Source organism: Desulfovibrio sp. 3_1_syn3, assembly GCF_000145315.2.
GTDB classification, from domain to species: Bacteria; Desulfobacterota; Desulfovibrionia; order Desulfovibrionales; family Desulfovibrionaceae; genus Desulfovibrio; species Desulfovibrio fairfieldensis.
In genome coordinates this window covers 1698220-1717162 of the sequence record NZ_ADDR02000001.1, presented here as the reverse complement: position 1 = coordinate 1717162, position 18943 = coordinate 1698220, and the positions used below count along the sequence as shown (strand labels likewise).

The 18943-nt window shown below is 63.9% G+C and carries 14 protein-coding genes; 8 read left to right on the top strand and 6 right to left on the bottom strand.

Annotation, left to right across the window (positions count from 1 at the left end):
* Window positions 1–219: 219 nt before the first annotated feature.
* The 3 genes from HMPREF0326_RS16730 to HMPREF0326_RS07255 all read left to right on the top strand — a co-directional run bounded on the left by HMPREF0326_RS16730 (window position 220) and on the right by HMPREF0326_RS07255 (window position 1624).
* A complete protein-coding gene (locus HMPREF0326_RS16730; protein WP_020990383.1) occupies window positions 220–369 on the top strand; it encodes a hypothetical protein in 150 nt (49 codons plus the stop codon).
* Window positions 370–698: 329 nt separating this feature from the next.
* Window positions 699–1277 carry an OmpH family outer membrane protein gene (locus HMPREF0326_RS07260; RefSeq protein WP_008685452.1) on the top strand — a complete coding sequence of 193 codons (579 nt, stop codon included), beginning with the start codon at window positions 699–701 and terminating at the stop codon, window positions 1275–1277.
* Window positions 1278–1279: 2 nt separating this feature from the next.
* Window positions 1280–1624, top strand: coding sequence for a DUF3467 domain-containing protein (locus HMPREF0326_RS07255; protein ID WP_008685451.1), 345 nt, complete (start codon window positions 1280–1282; stop codon window positions 1622–1624).
* Between the two features lie 81 nt (window positions 1625–1705).
* Here the strand turns inward: HMPREF0326_RS07255 and HMPREF0326_RS07250 are convergent, their stop codons facing one another.
* The 3 genes from HMPREF0326_RS07250 to HMPREF0326_RS07240 form a co-directional block, all read right to left on the bottom strand.
* Entirely contained in the window at window positions 1706–2137 is a 432-nt protein-coding gene (locus HMPREF0326_RS07250; protein ID WP_009303622.1) for a hypothetical protein, read from the bottom strand.
* Between the two features lie 105 nt (window positions 2138–2242).
* Window positions 2243–2818, bottom strand: coding sequence for a rubrerythrin (gene rbr / locus HMPREF0326_RS07245; RefSeq protein WP_008685449.1), 576 nt, complete (start codon window positions 2816–2818; stop codon window positions 2243–2245).
* Window positions 2819–3370: 552 nt separating this feature from the next.
* On the bottom strand, window positions 3371–3847 hold the full coding sequence (locus HMPREF0326_RS07240; RefSeq protein ID WP_020990382.1) for a FlxA-like family protein: 477 nt from the start codon (window positions 3845–3847) through the stop codon (window positions 3371–3373).
* Window positions 3848–4187: 340 nt separating this feature from the next.
* Here HMPREF0326_RS07240 and HMPREF0326_RS07235 point away from each other — a divergent pair, with 340 nt between their 5' ends.
* On the top strand, window positions 4188–5156 hold the full coding sequence (locus HMPREF0326_RS07235) for a M48 family metallopeptidase (protein ID WP_020990381.1): 969 nt from the start codon (window positions 4188–4190) through the stop codon (window positions 5154–5156).
* Window positions 5157–5181: 25 nt separating this feature from the next.
* On the opposite strand, the gene HMPREF0326_RS07230 is transcribed toward HMPREF0326_RS07235, so the two are convergent.
* Window positions 5182–8301, bottom strand: coding sequence for a sigma 54-interacting transcriptional regulator (locus tag HMPREF0326_RS07230; protein ID WP_020990380.1), 3120 nt, complete (start codon window positions 8299–8301; stop codon window positions 5182–5184).
* A 499-nt stretch (window positions 8302–8800) separates the two neighbouring features.
* On the opposite strand from HMPREF0326_RS07230, the gene HMPREF0326_RS07225 reads away from it, so the two are divergent.
* From HMPREF0326_RS07225 to HMPREF0326_RS16725, 3 genes are all read left to right on the top strand, one after another.
* Window positions 8801–10411: an amidohydrolase gene (locus HMPREF0326_RS07225; protein ID WP_008685445.1), complete on the top strand. Its 1611-nt coding sequence runs from the start codon at window positions 8801–8803 to the stop codon at window positions 10409–10411.
* Window positions 10412–10475: 64 nt separating this feature from the next.
* Window positions 10476–11903: a sodium:solute symporter family protein gene (locus HMPREF0326_RS07220; RefSeq protein WP_008685444.1), complete on the top strand. Its 1428-nt coding sequence runs from the start codon at window positions 10476–10478 to the stop codon at window positions 11901–11903.
* Between the two features lie 191 nt (window positions 11904–12094).
* Window positions 12095–12852 (top strand): IS5 family transposase gene (locus HMPREF0326_RS16725; protein ID WP_147568388.1). Its coding sequence is split into 2 segments (ribosomal slippage): window positions 12095–12419 and window positions 12419–12852, totalling 759 coding nucleotides; the frame shifts between segments, so codons are not numbered across the junction.
* A 12-nt stretch (window positions 12853–12864) separates the two neighbouring features.
* Here HMPREF0326_RS16725 and HMPREF0326_RS07210 read toward each other — a convergent pair.
* Window positions 12865–13524: a potassium channel family protein gene (locus HMPREF0326_RS07210; protein WP_008685441.1), complete on the bottom strand. Its 660-nt coding sequence runs from the start codon at window positions 13522–13524 to the stop codon at window positions 12865–12867.
* A 148-nt stretch (window positions 13525–13672) separates the two neighbouring features.
* A complete protein-coding gene (locus tag HMPREF0326_RS07205) occupies window positions 13673–15022 on the bottom strand; it encodes a TrkH family potassium uptake protein (RefSeq protein ID WP_232221614.1) in 1350 nt (449 codons plus the stop codon).
* 297 nt (window positions 15023–15319) lie between these two features.
* On the opposite strand from HMPREF0326_RS07205, the gene HMPREF0326_RS07200 reads away from it, so the two are divergent.
* Window positions 15320–18847, top strand: coding sequence for a response regulator (locus HMPREF0326_RS07200; RefSeq protein ID WP_020990378.1), 3528 nt, complete (start codon window positions 15320–15322; stop codon window positions 18845–18847).
* The last annotated feature ends 96 nt before the right edge of the window (window positions 18848–18943 follow it).

Sequence of the window (18943 nt, the reverse complement as noted above, 5' to 3'; positions counted from 1 at the left end):
TATCAGCATCAGCGCGGCGGCTCCATTGGGTAAGGAGCCGCCGCGCCCGGACATCCGGGAGGCGGGGGCTTCCCGGGTCCGGTTGCCGTCCGCCGACATCGCTTCCCCGACGGGCGGCACCTCCTGAAGCCCGCGCTCTTGTCCCTTCCTGAAGGGCGCGGGCAACGGCGCGGCGGGTGAATTCCACCGCGCCGTTTTTTGTGGGGCGGGGCTTGTCATATGGATGAGGTTTTGTGTGCCCTGCGGGCACAGGAGCTTTACGCCTCCCGGCGTTTGGGCCGCCTCCCCGGCGCGGGGCAGGGGGCCGGGGACGGCTGTCTCCAGGCCCCCTACAACCCCCTGCCCCTGCTGTACGTCGTAACCCGATGACGCGGCGTCCCACGGGTCTTGCTCGCGGGGCTCGCTACGCCCCGAAATCGCCGCGTGTCAACAAATTTCGGGTATGGGACCAGCGGCTTTCTCAACGCCAAACAGTGGATGGCATTGTGCGGCGCGGAGGGAGGCTTCAGCCGTTGGGGCAAGGCCGCCTTACGGATGAAGACAGCAGCGATAGGCGGCCCAAATGCCGAGAAGCGTAAGGCCCTCGTGCCCGCAGGGCACACAGAACATCATCCATGTGACAAGCCTTCTCCACCCGGCAATAACAGTCACATACAGCAAGGAACGAGAACAGATAAGATAAAGGAGATCATCCCCCCATGCGCCACATCGCAACAACGCTTGCCCTCACGGCCCTCCTTGCCGCCTGCCTCCTGGGCGGCTGTCTGGAGGGCAGCACCAGCGCCGCGCCCCAGACCGCCGTGGTCGATCTGGGGCGGATCATGTCACAATCCCGCGCCGCCGAGGCCGGGCGCGCCCATCTGGCCAAGGCCCGCCAGCGCCTGGAACAGGGCTTTGCCGACCTGCAAAAAGCCTGGGCCAAAGCTCCGGACAAGGAGCGCGAGGCCGTGCTCCGCGACGGCGCGCTGACCCTCCGCCACCAGATGGCCGCCGAGGAGGCCGCCGTACAAAATGTCGTCAACGGCCTGCTGCTGGAAGAGGTCAAAGCCTGGCGCAAGGCCCACAAGGCCGCCCTGGTTCTGCCCCGCCGGAATGTGCTGGACGCCGACGCCAGCCTGGACATCACCACGGACGTGCTCAAGGGCATGGACGCCCGCAAGGCCGTCTTCCCGGCGCTGCCCGTGGTGTCCGTCAAGCTGCCCGGCGAGAAGGGGAAAACGCCGGAAACCCCCGGCCAAGCCAATCACAACGCCGCCCCTGGCGCAAAAAGGAAGTAAGCATGAGCGCACAGAAAAATTCCGGCAAGACCGGGGCCGAAGCCGCCGCTTCCGCCGAAGGCCAACAGATCCGCGTGGCCCTGAACAGCGCCCACCTTGCCACGTCCTACGCCAATGTCTTCCAGACCCGCTGCACGGCCGAGGAAATCATCCTCTGCTGCGGACTGAGCCAGCCCGAAAGCCTGAACGCCCCGGACGGCGGCACTGAAAACGTCCTGGCCGTGGACCTGGACCGGCGCATCGTCATGACCCCGGCCTCGGCCCAACGCCTGCTCCTGGCCCTGGACCGCGCGCTCAAGGAGCATGCCGCCCGTTTCAGCGGCAATATCGGCGGGGAAAACGCCTGACACAAATACCCCGGCAAACGCGGCAAGGCCCCCGCATTCCGATGGATGCGGGGGCCTTGCCGTCTGAGGGAAAGAAGCGCGCTACGCCATGAACGCGTCGTACAGATCAATGCCGGTCCAGCACTCATAGAGCACCAGAATCATCAGAATGGTATTGCCCACCCCGTGAATCAACGGCAGCCAGAAGCGTTTTTTCTTGTATTTGTTCATGATCCCGCCGGTGATCAGTCCCAGAATGGACAGAACAATGATCGGCCAGGCCAGGGTGGCGTGGATGCCGGTAATATGGGTGGCCCCGAACAGGCTGTGCGTCACGTAAAAGCCGAAGGCCCCGGCCGTCCAGAGCAGCAGCCCCACAGTGCCCAGGCGCACGTGGGTCCGCCAGGGAAAGATGACCTTGCGGCCCCGCAGCATTTCAATGCGCTTCCAGCCCTGCCACATGGCAAGCAGGCCGATCAGCACCGCCAGGCTCTGCATGGCCGGATGCACCCAAAGAACCAATGTATCCCACATAGCACAATCTCCGGTAATAACGGTATGGCGACGTCCGACGCGCCACGCAAAAAAGCCCGCGCGCCTCTTGCGAAAGAGGGCCGCGCGGGCGGGCGTGGAACAGGTTTAGAACGTGTAATTCAGCTCTTCAAAATAGGCTTTGGGATGGGCACAGGCGGGACAGACGTCCGGCGCGCTGGTGCCTTCCACCAGGCAACCGCAATTGAGGCAGCGCCACACGGTAGGTTTGGAGCGCATGAACATGCGGCCTTCCTTGATGTCGCCGGCCAGTTTCAGGAAGCGCTTTTCATGATAGGCTTCGGCCACGGCGATGTTGCGCATGACCGAGGCGATTTCGGAAAAGCCTTCCTTGGCGGCCACATCGGCGAAAGAAGGGTACATCTGGGTGTGTTCATAGTTTTCACCGCTGGCGGCCTCGATCAGGTTGGCCTCGCTACCCGCGATGACGCCGGCGGGATAGGCGGCCTGAATTTCCACTTCGCCGCCTTCCAGGAACTTGAACAGGCGCTTGGCGTGTTCCTTTTCCTGCAGGGCCGTTTCCGTAAAGATGTCGCTCACGAACACGTAACCGTCTTTCTTGGCCTTGGAGGCGAAGTAATCATAACGGTTACGGGCCTGGGACTCACCGGCGAACGCGGTCAGAATATTTTTTTCGGTCTGGGTGCCTTTCAGCGATTTCATAGCTACCTCAACTCTGAACATGCCTGGCATGGTTGAACAGTTGAAAAGACAAGGGGATAGAGCCGTTCACGCATGAAATGCGTCAACCGCTCTACAAGGATTTGTCTGCAAATCCTTGCCACGAAATGCGAGTAGGCGGGCTTTGCTCGCCGTAAACGAGCATTTCAAGTGTACATCTCACCAGACCCGCTATCCCCTGTTTCTTTTTCGTAACCTTTATCAATTTGCCTGTCAAGGCATGTATGCTCCCGCTTTATGACAATCGAATGAGCGCTTCCTCTCCGGATACGCATTTGATTCCATCCGTGCGTCTTCCTTCCTTAAGACCCGCGAACACAGCCGACACAGTCGGCAAGTGAGCGGAGGCTTATTTTGCGGGAATTTTGCAAAATTGGCGATTTTTTTTGTGTGGGCAAAAACGCGCCGATAACGCCGCCCACACGAAAAAGGCGGATTTTATAAAATAACCGCAACGCTACAGGAAGCCTGACGCAAGAGCATTTTTCTTTTTCGTTCTATTTATTCGATTGTCCTGGTGCCCGCTTTATGGCCTCAGGCCTGCTCGGCGGCGTTGAGCTGGGCCTCCAGGGCCGCGATCTGGGATTGCAGGGCGTTCATCTTGCTGGTGACGCCCGCATCCGCCCCGCCGCCGCTCAATTGGGAAGCCAGGCTCATAAGCTGGCTCTTGAGCGACTCGATCTGCTTCTTGATGGCTTCCGTGCTGTCGCTGCCCGAAGCGGACGCGCCGCCCGAGCCGCCGCTGGCCCCGCCGCCCTGCGCTTCGGACGCCTCGGTTTCTTCCCCGCCGCTGTTCTGGTTCGCGTCCGCGGTTGTCGTTGTGGAGCTGCCCTTGTCGTACTGGTGGATTTTTTCCGAAAAGAGCTTCCGGGCCTCATCGGAAATGTCCACCGTATCGCCGGAAGAACCGCTCTGCCCCGTGGACGAGGATTTTTGTGAAGACGAATCCACGCCGTTGAGGGCGTTGAGATCCCAAAGGCCGCTTGCGCTGTAGGCGGATCCGATTTCCATGGTTGCGCTCCTGTGCTGGCTGGAGGGTGTCGTCATGAGATGGATTTTCGTGTTATGTCAAGGAGAACGAGCCTTTTAGCGCTGCTGCCTTTATCCGTAATGCTCGTTCCTCGCATAACGGCTAAAGCATGCAGGGAGTGTACTCTTCTGGTACTCGACCGAAATAAAAGGCGATGTTCGACGCGGAGATAACCGAAAAGACACTCATGGCGACAGCCTCTGGGAAAATATTGCTCCCACTGGTTGTCCCCGGCCCCTACAAAGCAAGTTTCGCGCCAAGAACGTCCGGGCTGTCGACACGCCGCTTTACAGCCTCCCCGGCCTGTGGCAGCCTGCCCCCATGCCTGCAAAAATTGCCGCCCCCGCGCCGGACGCCACGGCGGACTTCACGCTTGCCGACGGCACGCGGCTCACGGCCCGCGTGCGCCGTTCGCCCCGCGCCCGCCGGGCGCGCCTGAGCCTGGCCCCGGATGGCGGCTTGTTACTGACGGTGCCCGGCCACTGGTCCCCCTCCGCCGTGGACCAGGCCCTGCCCCGCTTTCTGCCCTGGCTGGAACGGGCATGGCAGCGACATCAGCGCCGCGCGCCGGAAAAAGGCCTGCCGAGCGCCGTGGTCCTGCCCCTGCCGGGCCTGGAGTTCCGGGTGGAAACGGCCGGAGATCTGGCCGAGGGACGGCGGCACAGCCAAGCCCGCGCGCATTCCCTATTGGTCAGCCAGGGGGCGCGCCGCCTTCTGCTGCTGGAAACGCCGGGCCTGCTGCGCCTGTTCGGCCCGCCGGAGGACGCGGCTCTTGGCGCTCTGGCCCTGCGCCGCTGGTGCCGGGAGCAGGCCGCCCGTCTGCTGCCGCCCTATCTGCTGCACCTGGCCGCCAGGGAAGGTTTTGCCGTGTCCGGCGTGAGCGTGCGGGACCAGCGGAGCCGCTGGGGCAGTTGTTCGCGGACCCGGCCGGACGCGCGGGAACAACGCGCGGCCCGTCCGCGCCGTGGCGTCAGCTTCAAGGATTTTCTGGGCAGGCTGCTGGGCGGGAAGAGTGAAAATGAGCCGGCCAACGGCGCTGCCGTGCAGAACGCGGCGGGGCACATTAACCTGAACTGGCGGGCTCTGCTCCTGCCTGTACCCCTGCTGGAGCACCTTTGCTGGCACGAGCTCTGCCATCTGCGCCAGATGAACCACTCCCCGGCCTACAGGGCGGAACTGGCGCGCTTTTCACCGCACTGGCCGGACATGGAAAAGGCGCTCAACCGCGCATGGCGCGACCTGCCCTGGTGGGCCCTGCCCGGAACCGTCCCGGACGCGCGGAACCGCTGAAGGCTACCGGTAACCGGCACCCATTCTATCCCCCCCCGCAGGCTATGCCGTGCCTGCGCAGTTTGGCGTAAAGGGTGGGAATCTTCATGCGCAGCAGCGCCGCCGCCCCGCCTTCGCCCCGCACCTTGCCTTTGGCCAGCCGCATGACCCGGCGCAGATAGAGCGCCTCGGCCTCCTCCAGGGTCGGCAGGTTTTCCGGCGCAACCGGGCCCTCCGGGAGAGGCGGCTCCGCCTGTCCGCCTTCCTTGCCCCCGGCGGCTGTCGCCGGGCCGCCGTGCAGACCGAACAGCAAGGGCAATCCGCCGCCCCGGTGCAGGATCACGGCCCTTTCCACAAGACTGCGCAGTTCCCGGATGTTGCCGGGCCAGGCATACGCCAGCAGTTCCCCGGCCTGCGTCTCGCTGAGCGGGGGAACGGTTTTGCCGTAGCGGCGGGCGAAGTGGCGGATGAAGGCGTTGGTCAGCGGCAGGATGTCCTGCTTGCGCCTGCGCAGGGGCGGCAGGGTCAGCGGGAACACGGCAATGCGGTAGAGGAGGTCCTGCCGGAAACGCCGCTCGCGCACCTCCTGCCAGAGATCGCGGTTGGTGGCCGCGATGAGCCGGAAGCGCGAATGCAGCTCCCTGGTGCCGCCCACGCGCATGAAGCGCCGCTCCTGCAGAACGCGCAACAGTTTGGTCTGCACCAGGGGCGACATTTCGCCGATCTCGTCAATGAACAGCGTGCCCTGATCAGCCATTTCAAACAGGCCGATCTTCTGCTTGAGCGCACCGGTGAACGCGCCCCGCTCATGCCCGAAAAATTCGCTCTCAAAAAGATTCTCGACCATGCCCGCCGGATGCACGGGGATGAACGGCCCCGGCCGCCCGCTGGCCGTGTGGATGTGCCGGGCCATGAGTTCCTTGCCCGTGCCCGTCTCGCCGCAGATCAGGATGGGCACGTCCGTGACGGCCCCGCTGGCGGCCTGAAGCAGAAGGTCGTGCAGGCCTTCGCGCAGCACCAGGCAGTCGTCGCGGTCTTCCCGCAGAAAAATCGTGCGCAATTTGTCGTGCTGCTGGGCGATTTCCCGCTCCCTGAATGCTTCCAGGCGCAGGATGGCGCGCAGTTCCGCAGCCAGCAGGCGGCCTCCCCGCAAGAGCTCCTCCGCCGGAGCGGTGTCCGAGGGCGGCCCCGCATAAAGGCTGCTCATCCACAACAGCCAGGGACGGCCGCCGCTCTCGGCCAGGCGCAGCACTAGGCCGTGGCGTTCGTGCCGCAGCAAGGGGCGGCGGCTGCGCCGCGCGGCCTCGGCCAGCCAGTCCAGGCAGGGGCGCATGGCCGGGGAGCGCAGTTCCAAGGCGGACACGTTGGCGATATGCGCAAAGCGCGGCTCTCCTCCCTCGCCGGGACGAAAAAGCCCGCCGCGCTCCTGGCGGAAGGCGTCCATGGCCGCCCGCACGAAGTGCTGCAGAGCCTCCTCGCAGGAATCAGGCAGGTCAAGCCCGCTGAAAATGGCGTGACAGCGTTCGGACACGCTCTTGCCCACCAGGCCCGCTTCGGAGAAGGCCGCCCCGAAAAGCTCGAAAGCCGCCGGGCATACCTCCAGGCAGGCCCGGCAGGCCTCGTGGTATTCCACGCCGCGCAGATCCCGCCCCGTGGCCTCGCGCACCATATCGTGCAGCAACCGGGCTTCCCCGGCGTCTCCGTCGCGCTCCTGGGCCCGGGCCAGAGCGTGGACCGTAAGAGTCAGGGAGTGCGGATCGCCCAGCGTGCGGAATATGTCCAGGCTTTGCCGCAGCAGGGCCACGGCGTCGCACGGCGTCGCTGCCGCATCCAGCAGTTGCAGGGCTCGGATGCGCATGGCCGTGCCCTTCAGATGCCGGTTGGCCCCCTGTAGAAAGCTCCGCAACAGGGCGTCGGCTTCATAGCCGGGAATGGCCGGCCAGCCGTTGCGTGAAAAGACATACAGCATATCCAGCACCAGGGGATCCTTGAACGTCACGGGCTTGTCGCCCCGCGCCAGAAGACGCCGGGTCCGGACATCCAGCAGCGTGTGTGCGCCGCGCGCGTCGCCCTCCATGAAAAGCAGCAGGGCGTGCGCCCTGGTGACGTGGGAATGCACAATGGAGTGTTCCGCATAGAGCGGCGAGGCCTCCAGAGCGCGCAGCACGGCGCGCATGCGCTGCCTGTCGCCCTTGCGCAGGAGCAGAAAGCAGGAATTGCTCCGGAACATGGCCGCTGTGAGTTCGTCCCCGGCCAGCATGGCCTTGCGCTGAAAGTGCTCCACGCTGCCGAGCGCGAAATGGAACTGGTGCAGATAGCCCGCGCTGAACAGGGCGCAGACCCCCAAGGTGTCGTAAAAGCGGCGGTGGCACCAGGCCATGTCTTCGGAACAGCGGTTGAAACAGGCAATGATTTTTTTGAGATCCCCGCGCATATAGGCCAGTTGCCCCTCGAACAGGGGCAGAAGGTTGTCATCTTCCGGCCCAAGGAGCGCCTTGACCGTATTCAGGGCCGCTTCCAGCCTGTCGGCCAGGCGGCTGGAATTGTTGCCCACAAAAACGTGCAGATAGAGACGGGAAAGCAGCAGCATGGCCATGAAACGCTCATTGCCGCTGTTGCGGGCCATGCGGTAGGCGCGCGCCGTCAGGCGCAGAATTTTACGCAGCAGAGAGAGGGAACTCAGTGGGAAGCCCTGCAGGGCGAAGAGCAGATTCAGAAAACCGCCGTCCAGAGCCGCCGGGTCGGCGGCGCGGCGCGCGCACCAGCGCATCAGAAAAGCCACCAGCACTTCCAGCAGGGGCACCAGTTCCACGTCCGCACGACCGCCAGCCCAGGCGCCGCGCAGGATGTCCGTGCACCGGCGCGGTCCGGCCCCCTCGTCGAGCAGACTCAGAAGGGCTCCAGCCCGATGTTCCGGCGGCCAGAGGCCCGCGAAGAGCCGGGCGCGGACAAAGGCACCGGCCGCAGGGCCCGCCCTCCAGCGTGGCGTGCCGCCGGGCACGCGCTCCGCCATGCGCAGGCGCTCCAGCGCGGCCAGGCCCTGTTTTCGGGCCGCATCGTCGGGCCGCGCGGCCTCGCCCGTAAGCCAGCGGAGCTCATCGGCGCTCAGGGGACGTGGGGCAAGATGCAGGGCCAGAACATGGGCCGCTTGGTCGGGCGACAGCATGGCGGGACTCCTTCAGCGCGTATCCGCGCCTCAGACTGATGACAAACCCCGCTTACGCGGTGTTTGCGCCGCCGTCGGCTCGTTTTCAGAAAAACTTGCCGGGCGGAAAGGCACAAAAATCAGTCGCTGCGCTACGGTCCGTTTCCCTAAGCCGCGTTACAGCCAAGAGAAATGCCCGGCGCCGGGCACCCTTCGGACAGCTAACGGCACGGCAACGCCGTGACCTGCTTCTGATTTTTGGCCGCGTTGGCGTTGCCAACGCTCAGAGGCGCGTATCCGCGCCTCCACGGCTTTGTATACAAAGTTATATTTATTCAAAATCAAAGACAAGTTTTGAATAAATTTTCATACAGAGCAGCGTCGCCCTCTCTTCAATTCATAATAATTATCTGTTTTTCAAGAGTATTTTTCAGAACAACTTCTGGCACCTCCCTTGCTCCATACGGAGTACGGGCCGCCCTCCGCGCGGTCCGAAATTCCGCTCCACACGAGGTGCCGTATGCAATGTTGCGAAAAGACCCTGTACCACAATGGCCGCATCGTCATGCTGGACGCCGGGGAACGCACCGCTGAAGCCGTTCTGGTGGCTGGCGGCCGCATTGAAGCCGTGGGCGGGGCGGCGGAGCTGCGCCGCCTGGGCGGCCCGCGCCTGAAAGAAACGGATCTGGACGGGCTGATCGTCTATCCCGGCTTCATCGACACCCACAGCCACCCGGACATGCTTGCCGCCTGGGCTCCCTATGCCTACTGCGGCGGCACGGCCGACCTGGCCTCGGCCTTGGACGTTCTGCACCGGCACGGCCGGGAGCAGGATCAGCCCGTTCCCATGGGTTACGGTTTCGACGACACGGCCGTTGCCGAACAGCGCGGCCCGAACCTGGCCGAAATGGACGCCCTTTTTCCAGACAGGCCCGCGCTGCTGCTGCACATCTCCATCCACGCGGCCTACGTCAACAGCCGCATGTACGGCCTGCTGGGCATTCCCCTGGACCGGCCTTCGGACAATCCAGACGTGGTCTGCGAAAGCGGCCGCCCCAACGGCCTGATCACCGAAACTCTGGCCCTGGAAGCCTTGGGCAAGCTGCCGCCCGTGACAACCACAGCCCTGAAACAGGGTCTGCTCCGCGCCGTGGAAAGCTACAACGCCCAGGGCTTCACGGCCTGCATCGGCGGCGGCGCGGGCCTGGGCGGGCTCACGCCCTGGATGGTTTACGAGGCTCTGGCCGGGCTGGAGATTGAGGGCCGCCTGCACCTCCATGTGCACATGCCCGTGTTCGCGGACTGGTTTGAGCGGGTGCTGGAAACGGGCCTGCTGGCCGGAACAGGTTCGCCCCTGCTGCGCTTCCACGGCATCAAGCTGCTCGTGGACGGCTCCATCCAGGCCTACACCGCTGCCGTGCCCGAGGGCTATCACAGCCGCCCCGAAACGCGTCCCGCCCCCATCATTCCCCAGGAAGAACTGGAGAACGCCGTCTTCAAAGCTCACAGCGCGGGCCAGCAGGCCGTCATCCACGGCAACGGCAACGGCGCTGTCGAAGCCGCCGTCCGCGCCGTGGAAAAAGCCCAGGCCCGCTGTCCCCGCAGGGACCCCCGCCACCTGCTCATCCACTGCCAGATGGCGTCGGACGAACAACTGGCGCGCATGAAGGCCGTGGGCTTGTGGCCCTCCTTTTTCGGCCTGCACGTCTGGAACTGGGGCGACCGCCACCACGACATCTTTCTCGGGCCGAAGCGCGCCGCGCGCATTGACCCCTGCGGCGGCGCGGCGCGCCTGGGCCTGCCCTTCTCCCTGCACGCCGACACCCCGGTGCTGCCGCAGATGACCATGCAATCCATCCACACCGCCGTGAACCGGCGCACGCGCGCGGGCCGCCTGCTGGGCCCGGACCAGCGCGTGCGCGTTTTGGACGCCCTGCGCGCCTACACCACCCATGCGGCGGCCATGTGCTTCGAGGAAGACCGGCGAGGCAGCATCGAACCCGGCAAGCTGGCCGACTTCACCCTTCTGGATGCCGACCCGCGCGCCGTTGCGCCGGAAGACATCAACAAAGTCAACATCGTCTCCGTGATCAGCATGGGCCGCCCGGTTTGGGGCACTCTGAAGGACTGACGGTTTCCACTCCCCACATGAAAAGCCGCCCGGACGGGCGGCGCCACAGCACGAGGAGGATTCCATGGGCTGGTATCTCGGCTACATCATCGTCTATTTCCTGATCATGTTCGGCATCGGCTTTTACTATTTCCTGAAGGTCAAGAACGCCGACGACTATCTTATCGGCGGCTGGAGCATGGGCTTCTGGCCCATTGTGGGCACGGTCATCAGCACCTGGTGCGGGGCTTCGGTCTTTATCGGCACCGTGGGCCTGGGCTTCCAGGTGGGGGCTTCGGGCTATATCCGTTTCAGCCTTGCCAGCGTCATCTTCACCCTGATTCTGATCCTGGCCTTCGGCCGCGCCCTGCGCCGCCAGCGCCTCTACACCCTGGCCGACCTTTTCGGGCAGCGTTTCGGCGTGCGCGCGGGCATCATTCCCTCCCTGCTCTCGGCCGTGGTCTACGCCATTCCCACCACGGCCATGCAGTATCTTGCCATGTCCACCATCTGGTCGGCCTGCTTCGGCATGGACGTGGGCAACGCGCTGGTTCTCTCGGCCGTGCTGGTGCTGGCCTTCACCGTGCTGGGCGGCCTGCCCGGCACCATCGTCACCGACGCCCTCCAGGCCGTGCTGATCATCACGGGCATCGTCATTCTGGCCGTGGCCTCCGTGAGCCTGGCCGGGGGCATGGGGCCCATGCTGGCCGCCACCCCGCCGGAATTTCTCTCGCCCGCGGGACCATACGGAGCCAAGGAGGTCGCCCTGTTCTTCATCTCCGTGGGGCCTTTTTATCTGGTCTGGCAATCCTCCTGGCAGCGCATCTTCGCCGCCAAGTCCGAAAAGGTCTCGCTCAACGCCAATACCCTGGGCGTGCTGATCTGCTGTGGGGTTTTTGTCTGCCCCATTCTCATCGGCCTGGCCGCCCGACAGTTCCTGCCCCCGGACATCAACCCGGATCTGATCTTTTCCACAGTGACGCGCGATCTGCTGCCCCCCTATGTGGGCGGCCTGATCTACTGCGCCCTGCTGGCCGCGCTGGTGACCGGGGCCGACTCCTTCATCCTGCAGGGCTCGTCCAACCTGACCCATGATTTCTACCGCCAGCTCATCAATCCCAAGGCCGACAACCGGCGGCTCATGCTGGCTTCGCGCCTCACCGTGGCCCTAGTGGCCCTGGCAGCGCTGTGGGTGGCCTTCAACTTCACGGGCATCATTGCCATCTACCAGTGGGCTCTGCGCCTGACGGCCACCACCATCGTGCTGCCCTTCCTCGCCACCATGCTCTGGCGCGGCCTGACCCGCGCCGGGGTTATGGCGGGCATGCTGGGCGGCCTGGTCTCCACCGTGGCCTGGCCCTATCTGGGCCTGGACTTCGACCAGACCCTGTTCGGCTTTCTTTTCAGCGCGCTGGGCGTGTTCGGCGTGAGCCTGGTCACCCGGCACCATCCCGAGGAGCATGTGGCCGCCGTACTGTGGGACGATCTGCCCACCGCCACCATGCGGCGCTGAAGAAGACGTATTCCGGACGCATCCTCCGGTCCCAAAGGGAGGCCGCCGCCTCCCCCAACGACAGGGTCCCGCGAATTTTCGCGGGACCCTGTTTTATCAACCTTAGAGCAGTTCACGCATGCAATGCGTGAACTGCTCTAAGTCCTGTTAACACTATTTGACAAAGAGCGAGTATTCCGTAAGAATGTCTTATGCAAATTACTCGCGAACAATATGAGAGAATCGCTGACTGCTTCCCGCGCCAAAGAGGTAATGTCCATTTTGACAATCTCCAGGTGTTGAATGCGATTCTGTACGTTGCAGAGCATGGGTGTAAATGGCGTGGACTGCCGAAAAATTTTGGCTGTTGGCACAGCATCTACACGCGCATGAACCGCTGGAGCAAGAACGGAGTTCTTGACCGTATATTTGAACGCCTTCAACAAGAGCAGATACTCCGCCTTAAAATAGAAGCAGTTTCTCTCGACAGTACTATTGTTAAGGTTCATCCCGATGGAACAGGGGCCTTAAAAAAACAGGTCCGCAGTCCATCGGAAAGTCCAGAGGCGGCTGGACGACCAAGCTTCATATGGTTGCCGCGAATGCTGAATGCGCGTTGAATTTCAGCCTCACTCCCGGCAACGCCGGCGATGCCCCCGAGGGGCGCAGGCTGCTTGTCCAGTTGGGGCCGATGCCAGCGCCGTGCAGCTTGCTTATGGATGGCGCATATGAGGGTAATGAAACGACTCGCTTGGGACGTGAGTTGGGCTTCACTCCGGTGGTGCCGCCCAAACCCAACCGACTGAAACCGTGGGAGTATGACAAAGAGCTATACAAAAGACGTAATGAGGTAGAACGGCTTTTCAGGAGGCTCAAAGGCTTCCGCCGTGTTTTTACTCGGTTCGATAAGCTCGATGTCATGTTCCTGGCCTTTGTCGTCTTTGCGTTAATTGTTATAGCTCTGAAATAGTGTTAACAGGCCCTAAGGTTGCAGATCGCCCATGGAATCCGCGCGCCCGGCCACCACCAGGGTGTCGCCGCGATGCAGCACCGTGCGCGCCGGGGGCACGAAAATGAAAGAACGCTCGCCCACCGGGCGAATGCCCATGACCATCACATTGAAACGCTGCATGAGGTTGAGGTCCACCAGGGTTTTGCCGTCCCAGTGGTCCACGCGCAATTCCTGGATGGCGATGCCCCCGTATTTGGGGATCAGGTCCAGCATGCCCGGATAGGTGAGCTGATGGGCTGCCATGACCGCCGCGTCGGTTTCCGGCACCAGGGCGCGGTCCACGCCCAGGCGCTGGAGAATCTTGCGGTGTTCCTCGTTGGAGGCCTTGACCAGGATTTTAGGGCCGCCCAGTTCCTGCACGTTGAGCGTGACGTTCAGGGACTGCTCCACGCTCTGCCCCACGCTGATCACCACCCAGTCCAGATCCTGGATGTGCAGGGAACGCAGCACGCTGATATTGGTGGCGTCGGCCCGGTAGACCGAGTTCAGGGTCTCTTCGGCCAGTTGCACGCGGGTTTCGGACATGTCGATGCCCACCACGGTATGCCCCAGGGAAACCAGGGTGGTAGCCATGCGCAGGCCGAACTTGCCGAGGCCGATGATCCCGATCTCCAGTTTTTTTTCAGGCATGTGATTTCCTTTCTTCCACATTTGAAACAGGTGGATTTTTCGTCGCTGACAAGGAAGGCAAGTTTTTTATGAAGGGCGTGAACTCTTCGGTTCACAACCGGAATAAAAAACGAGGCCTGACGCGGTCAGCGGCGAAAAGGCCGCCTGTTTAGCCGATGGGGAGCTGGGCTTCGGCTACGGTATACGCCTTCTTCGGCTGCAAACTCTGCACGGCCATGAGCAGGCTGAGCAGGCCCACGCGTCCGGCGAACATATTGAAGATGATAATCATTTTGCCTTCCGCGCTCAAATCCGGGGTCAGGTTCACGGAAAGGCCCACGGTGCCCAGCGCGGACACGGTTTCGAAAAGCAGGCGCAGCATGGAGACTCCCTCGCGCCCGGTGCGGTGCAGAATGCCGTTTTCCGTAATGCTCAGCAGAAAAGTCGAAACCGCGATGAGCATGGAATAGAGAAAAAAGAGGGTCAGGGCGCGGGTGACGTTGCCCCTGGTCACGCCGCGTCCTTCCAGCACGATCTGCCGGTCGCCGCGGAACTGGGCGGCCACGTAGCCAGTCAGCACCCGGAAGGTGACCACCTTGATGCCGCCCGCGCAGGAGCCGGGCCCGGCGCCGATGAACATCAGGGCCATGAGCACCATGAGGCTCGCCTCGCTCAGGGCGGCCATGTCCACGCTGTTGAAACCGGCGGTGCGGGCGATCACGGACTGGAAAAAAGAGGTGATCGCCAGGTCGAAGCCGTCGCCCACGCTCTGCTCGTTGCCCGCCCGGAAAAATTCGATGCAGAAAATCAGCACGGTGCCCGCCACGATCAGAAACAGGCTGGTCTTGACCACCAGGCGGCTGAAACGGCTCAAGCGATGCACAGGGGCGCCGAACCTGCCGCCGCTGAGCAGGCCCAGGAATTCCCGCAGCACGCCGAAGCCGATGCCGCCCAGAATGACACTGCCCGCGATCACCAGGTTGACCACCGGATCATCGCGGAAGGGCATCAGATTGTCGGGGCTCAGGGCAAAACCCGCGTTGCAGAAGGAGGAAACAGCGTGAAAAACCGCGCTGAAGGGGTGAAAAAAGCGGGGATCATGCAGATAGAGCAGCATGGCGGCAATGGCTTCGATACTGAAAACCAGGGCCAGCACCTGGCGCACAAAAGCCGCCAGATTGAAATCGCCGCCCAGCAGGGCCTGGCTGACCGCCTCGCGGTTGGTAAAAGGCACGTTGTTGCGCCAGAGCAGAAAGATGATGCTCGTATAGGTCATGACGCCCAGGCCGCCCAACTGGATCAGGAAGAGCAGCACGCCCTGGCCGAAGGGGCTGAGCACCGAACTGATGTCCACGGGCGTGAGCCCGGTGACGCAGACCGCCGAGGTCGCCAGAAAGCAGGCGTCCAGGGTCTGCAGTTCCCGGCCCGGATGCCAGCTCGGCGGCAGGCAGAGCAGCACGGTGCCCAGGGCGATGGCTCCCAGAAAGGAGAAGACCGGCCAGGTAAGAGGGCTGAACAAACGCTTGCACTGCATTGCAGTGGTGTATTCCAGGCGTGGGGGGATTGCAAGGCGCGCCGCCCACGCCGAAGCGGGTCCAGCCCTTCGGGCCCGGAGGCTTTACGCATGCAGGCCCCTGGGGCGAATCCGTCCAGGAGGCTCCGCAGCGGCCCGAGCCGGTATATTTTTTAGCCCCGCGCGCGGCGGCCTTGCCTGACGCTGCACCAGGGGCTAAAGTAATCGAGCTGTCCTCTCTCATACTTATTCAATTCCACAACGGATGCGCCCCGTTTGGAATCCCCTGTCGATGAGGATGCCATGGCCGTTATTTCCTCGGGCAAGACATGTATGCAGATGGAACGCCGTCGTGTCCTGCTGGGCGCGAGCCTTCTCTGTCTGGGCATTCTGGCCCTGTCCGCCTTTTCCTGTTGGAGTTTTTCCAGCCTGCTGGCAAATCAGACCAGCGATCACGCGGTCAAGCTCGCCCGTTTGTCCATCAGCAAGGACCTGGCCCTGCGCGCCTGGGTGGCCGATCTCGGCGGGCTTTACGCGCCGGTGACCCCGGGCACGCCCCCCAATCCCTGGCTGGCCCCTGAAAACCGCGATTTCACCCTGAGCAACGGCATGGCCGTCACCCGCATCAACCCGGCCTATGCCTTCCGCCTGGTGCAGGAACGCTGGATGAAGGCCTCCACCGGCCAGGGACGGCTGGTGAGTCTCAGGCCCATCCGGCCCGCGAATCAGGCCGACCCGTGGGAGGCCGCCGCGCTGGAGGAACTGATCCGCAACGACGGCGAGGAAATGCTCGGCCCGGACGATGCGGGCGGGCAACAGCGCGTCCGCCTGATCCATATCCTGCGGGCCGAAAAGAGCTGCCTGACCTGCCACGCGGTCCAGGGATACAGGGAAGGCGAGGTCATCGGCGGGCTCAGCGTCAGTCCGCCGCTGGCGGAAATGGCCCATATGCAGGAGGTGCTGAGCGGCAAAATCACCCTGCTGCACGTTCTCTTCGCCCTGTTCTGCATTCTGGGCGTGGCCTGGTTCAGCATGCGGCTGCTGCGGCGCGTTGACCAGCGCAACGCCGCGCGCGACGCGCTCCAGCATCTGGCCGACAGCCTGGAACGACGCGTGGAGGAACGCACCCGCCAGTTGAGAGCCTCCCAGGCGCACAGCCTGCGCCTGCTCAACGCCACCAGCGACGGCATCATCGGCACGGGCAGGGACGGCGCCATCAGTTTTGCCAACAGCGCCGCCCAGGCCATGCTGGGCTATGCGGAAAACGAGCTGATCGGCAGAAACCTGCATGAAACCCTGCATCCCGTCCTCCCTGACGGCTCGCGCAATCCCAAGGAGAGCTGCACGCTCTGCCGGGCGCGGCTGGGGTCGGAAAACATGCGTTTCAGCCTGAAATCCTTTCTGCACAAAAACGGCTCCATCGTGCTGGTGGACGGCAGCATCGCCCCCATTCTGGAAGACGGCGCGGCCACAGGCTCCATTTTGGCTTTTCACGACGTGGGCGCCGCCTACAAAACCGAACTCTGGCAGCGCCTCATTTTCGACAGCGCCGGGGAGACGTTCTTCATCTGGGATGAAAACCACAAACTCCGGGATTGCAACGCGGCCGCGGTCAAGTGGCTGGGCGTGGGCTCCAAAGAGGAGGCGCTGGCGCGCATCAAGGAACTGCAGCCGCCCCTGCAGGAGGACGGCACGCCCACCGCCCGGGCCCTGGCGCGTGTTTTCTCTCTCTGCGATCGAAAAGGCATGGTGCACGCATGCTGGATATTCCGCCACGCCGACGGCAGCCCGCTGCCCTGCGAAGGGGTGATGGTGCGGCTGACCTCTTCCCTGGGCAGGGGCTACTTCGCCTCGGTGCATGACCTGCGGGAGATCCGCGCCTATGAGGCGACGCTGCAAAACGAGCGCCGCCTCTTGAGCGACGTGGTGGAGGCCGCGCCCTCGGCCATGCTGATCTGTACCGGCGAGAGCAACGCGCGCATGTTCAACCCTTCGGCCGCGCTCCTGACAGGCTTGGCCGCGGGGGAAAACTGCTCGGGCATCTGGGCGGATTATCAGGGCTATCTCGATCTCTGCGCCGGAGCAGAGCAAGGCCTCCCGGCGGTCAACGTTCCCATGGCCGTCCGGCGGCTGGACGCTCCGGACGGCCCGTGCCGGGAAACCCTCGCCAGCATCAGCACCATCAATTACCGGGGCAATCCGGCTCAGCTGATCTGGCTTCAGGATATCACCGAGCTCAGGGCCGCGCGCCTGGCGGCGGAGGCCTCCACCCGCGCCAAAAGCGACTTTCTGGCGCGCATGAGCCACGAAATCCGCACGCCCATGAACGCCATTCTGGGCATGACCCATCTGCTGCTCCAGACCCGCGTGGACGAACGCCAACGCCACTATCTGGAAAGTACCCGGCAAGCCGCGCGCAATCTGCTGGGCCTGCTCAACGACATTCTCGACTTCTCCAAAATCGAAGCCGGGCGCATGACCATGGAAAACGCGCCTTTTCTCCTTTCGGAAGTGTTGGAAAATCTTGCGGACCTGCTCGTTTTCAGCGCCGCTGAAAAGGGCCTTGAGCTGCTCTTCTACGTGGGGCCGGACGTGCCCTACGCTCTGGTGGGCGACAGGCTGCGCTTTTCGCAGGTGCTGACCAATCTCGCCAACAACGCCCTCAAATTCACCCATCAGGGCTCCGTGACCCTCAGCGTGCACCTGGAGTCCAAAGACGCGCATCAGGCGCGCCTGCGGGTGGAGGTGCGCGACACGGGCATCGGCCTGACCAGGGAACAGGCCGGCACGCTGTTCCAAGCCTTTCAGCAGGTGGACACCTCCACCACCCGGCGCTACGGCGGCACCGGCCTGGGGCTCGCCATCTGCGAGCGTCTGGTGGGCATGATGGACGGCCGGATCCGGGTGGAGAGCGAGCCGGGCAAGGGCAGCGTCTTTGCCTTTACCGCCGTTCTGGGCCTCGGCGACGGCGCGCCCGTGGACGCCGCCCCGAGGGAATTTCGCGGCAGGCGCGTGCTGCTGGCCGCAGGTTCCCCCGCATGCCGCGACGTGCTGGCGCGCCTGCTGGACGACATGCGCATGACGGTGCGCACCGTGGATTCCGGCACGGCGGCCCTGGAGGCGGCGCGCGCGGCCCTGGCGGAGGGCGCGCCCTTCGACCTGGCCCTGGTGGACCATCATCTGCCGGGAGAGGGCGGCCTGGACTGCGCGGCGGCTCTGGGGCGGCTCAGCAACGGCCTTCTGCCCAGGCTGCTGCTCGTTCCGGCTTCCTATATGGATCAGTACCACGACGCACCCGGCCTGGACGCCGGAACGCGCATCCTGCCCAAGCCCGTCTGGCGGGCCTCGTTGCGCAATGCCGTCGTGGCGGCCCTGGGCCTTGACCTGCCCCCCATCCCCCTGCGCGGGAGCATGGAGCGGGACGAACCCGACGATACGCGCGCCATGGCGGGCGCGCGCGTCCTTCTGGCCGAGGACAATGAAATCAACCAGGAAGTGGCCCTCAATCTCCTGGAAGGCCTGGGCATGCGGGTCGTCCTCGCCAAGGACGGGGCCGAGGCCGTGGAGCTCTGCCGAGGACAGTCCTTTGACCTGATATTCATGGACATTCAGATGCCCATCATGGACGGACTGACCGCCACCCGCAAAATCCGCGCGCTGCCGGGAATAGGACCGTCCGAGCCGCCGATTATCGCCATGACGGCCCATGCCATGAGCGGCGACCGCGAAAAAAGCCTGGAAGCGGGCATGAACGACCATATCACCAAGCCCATTGATCCCCGGACTCTCAGGCGGAAACTGTGTGCCTGGCTGGCGCGCACGGCAGCGTAGGCCTTTCGCCGCGGGGAGGCGGGGCGCGCAAGTCCCCCTGCGGGCAACGATCCTCGGCCAACGGCAGGCGGCGCGGCCCGTTGAGCACGCGCACAA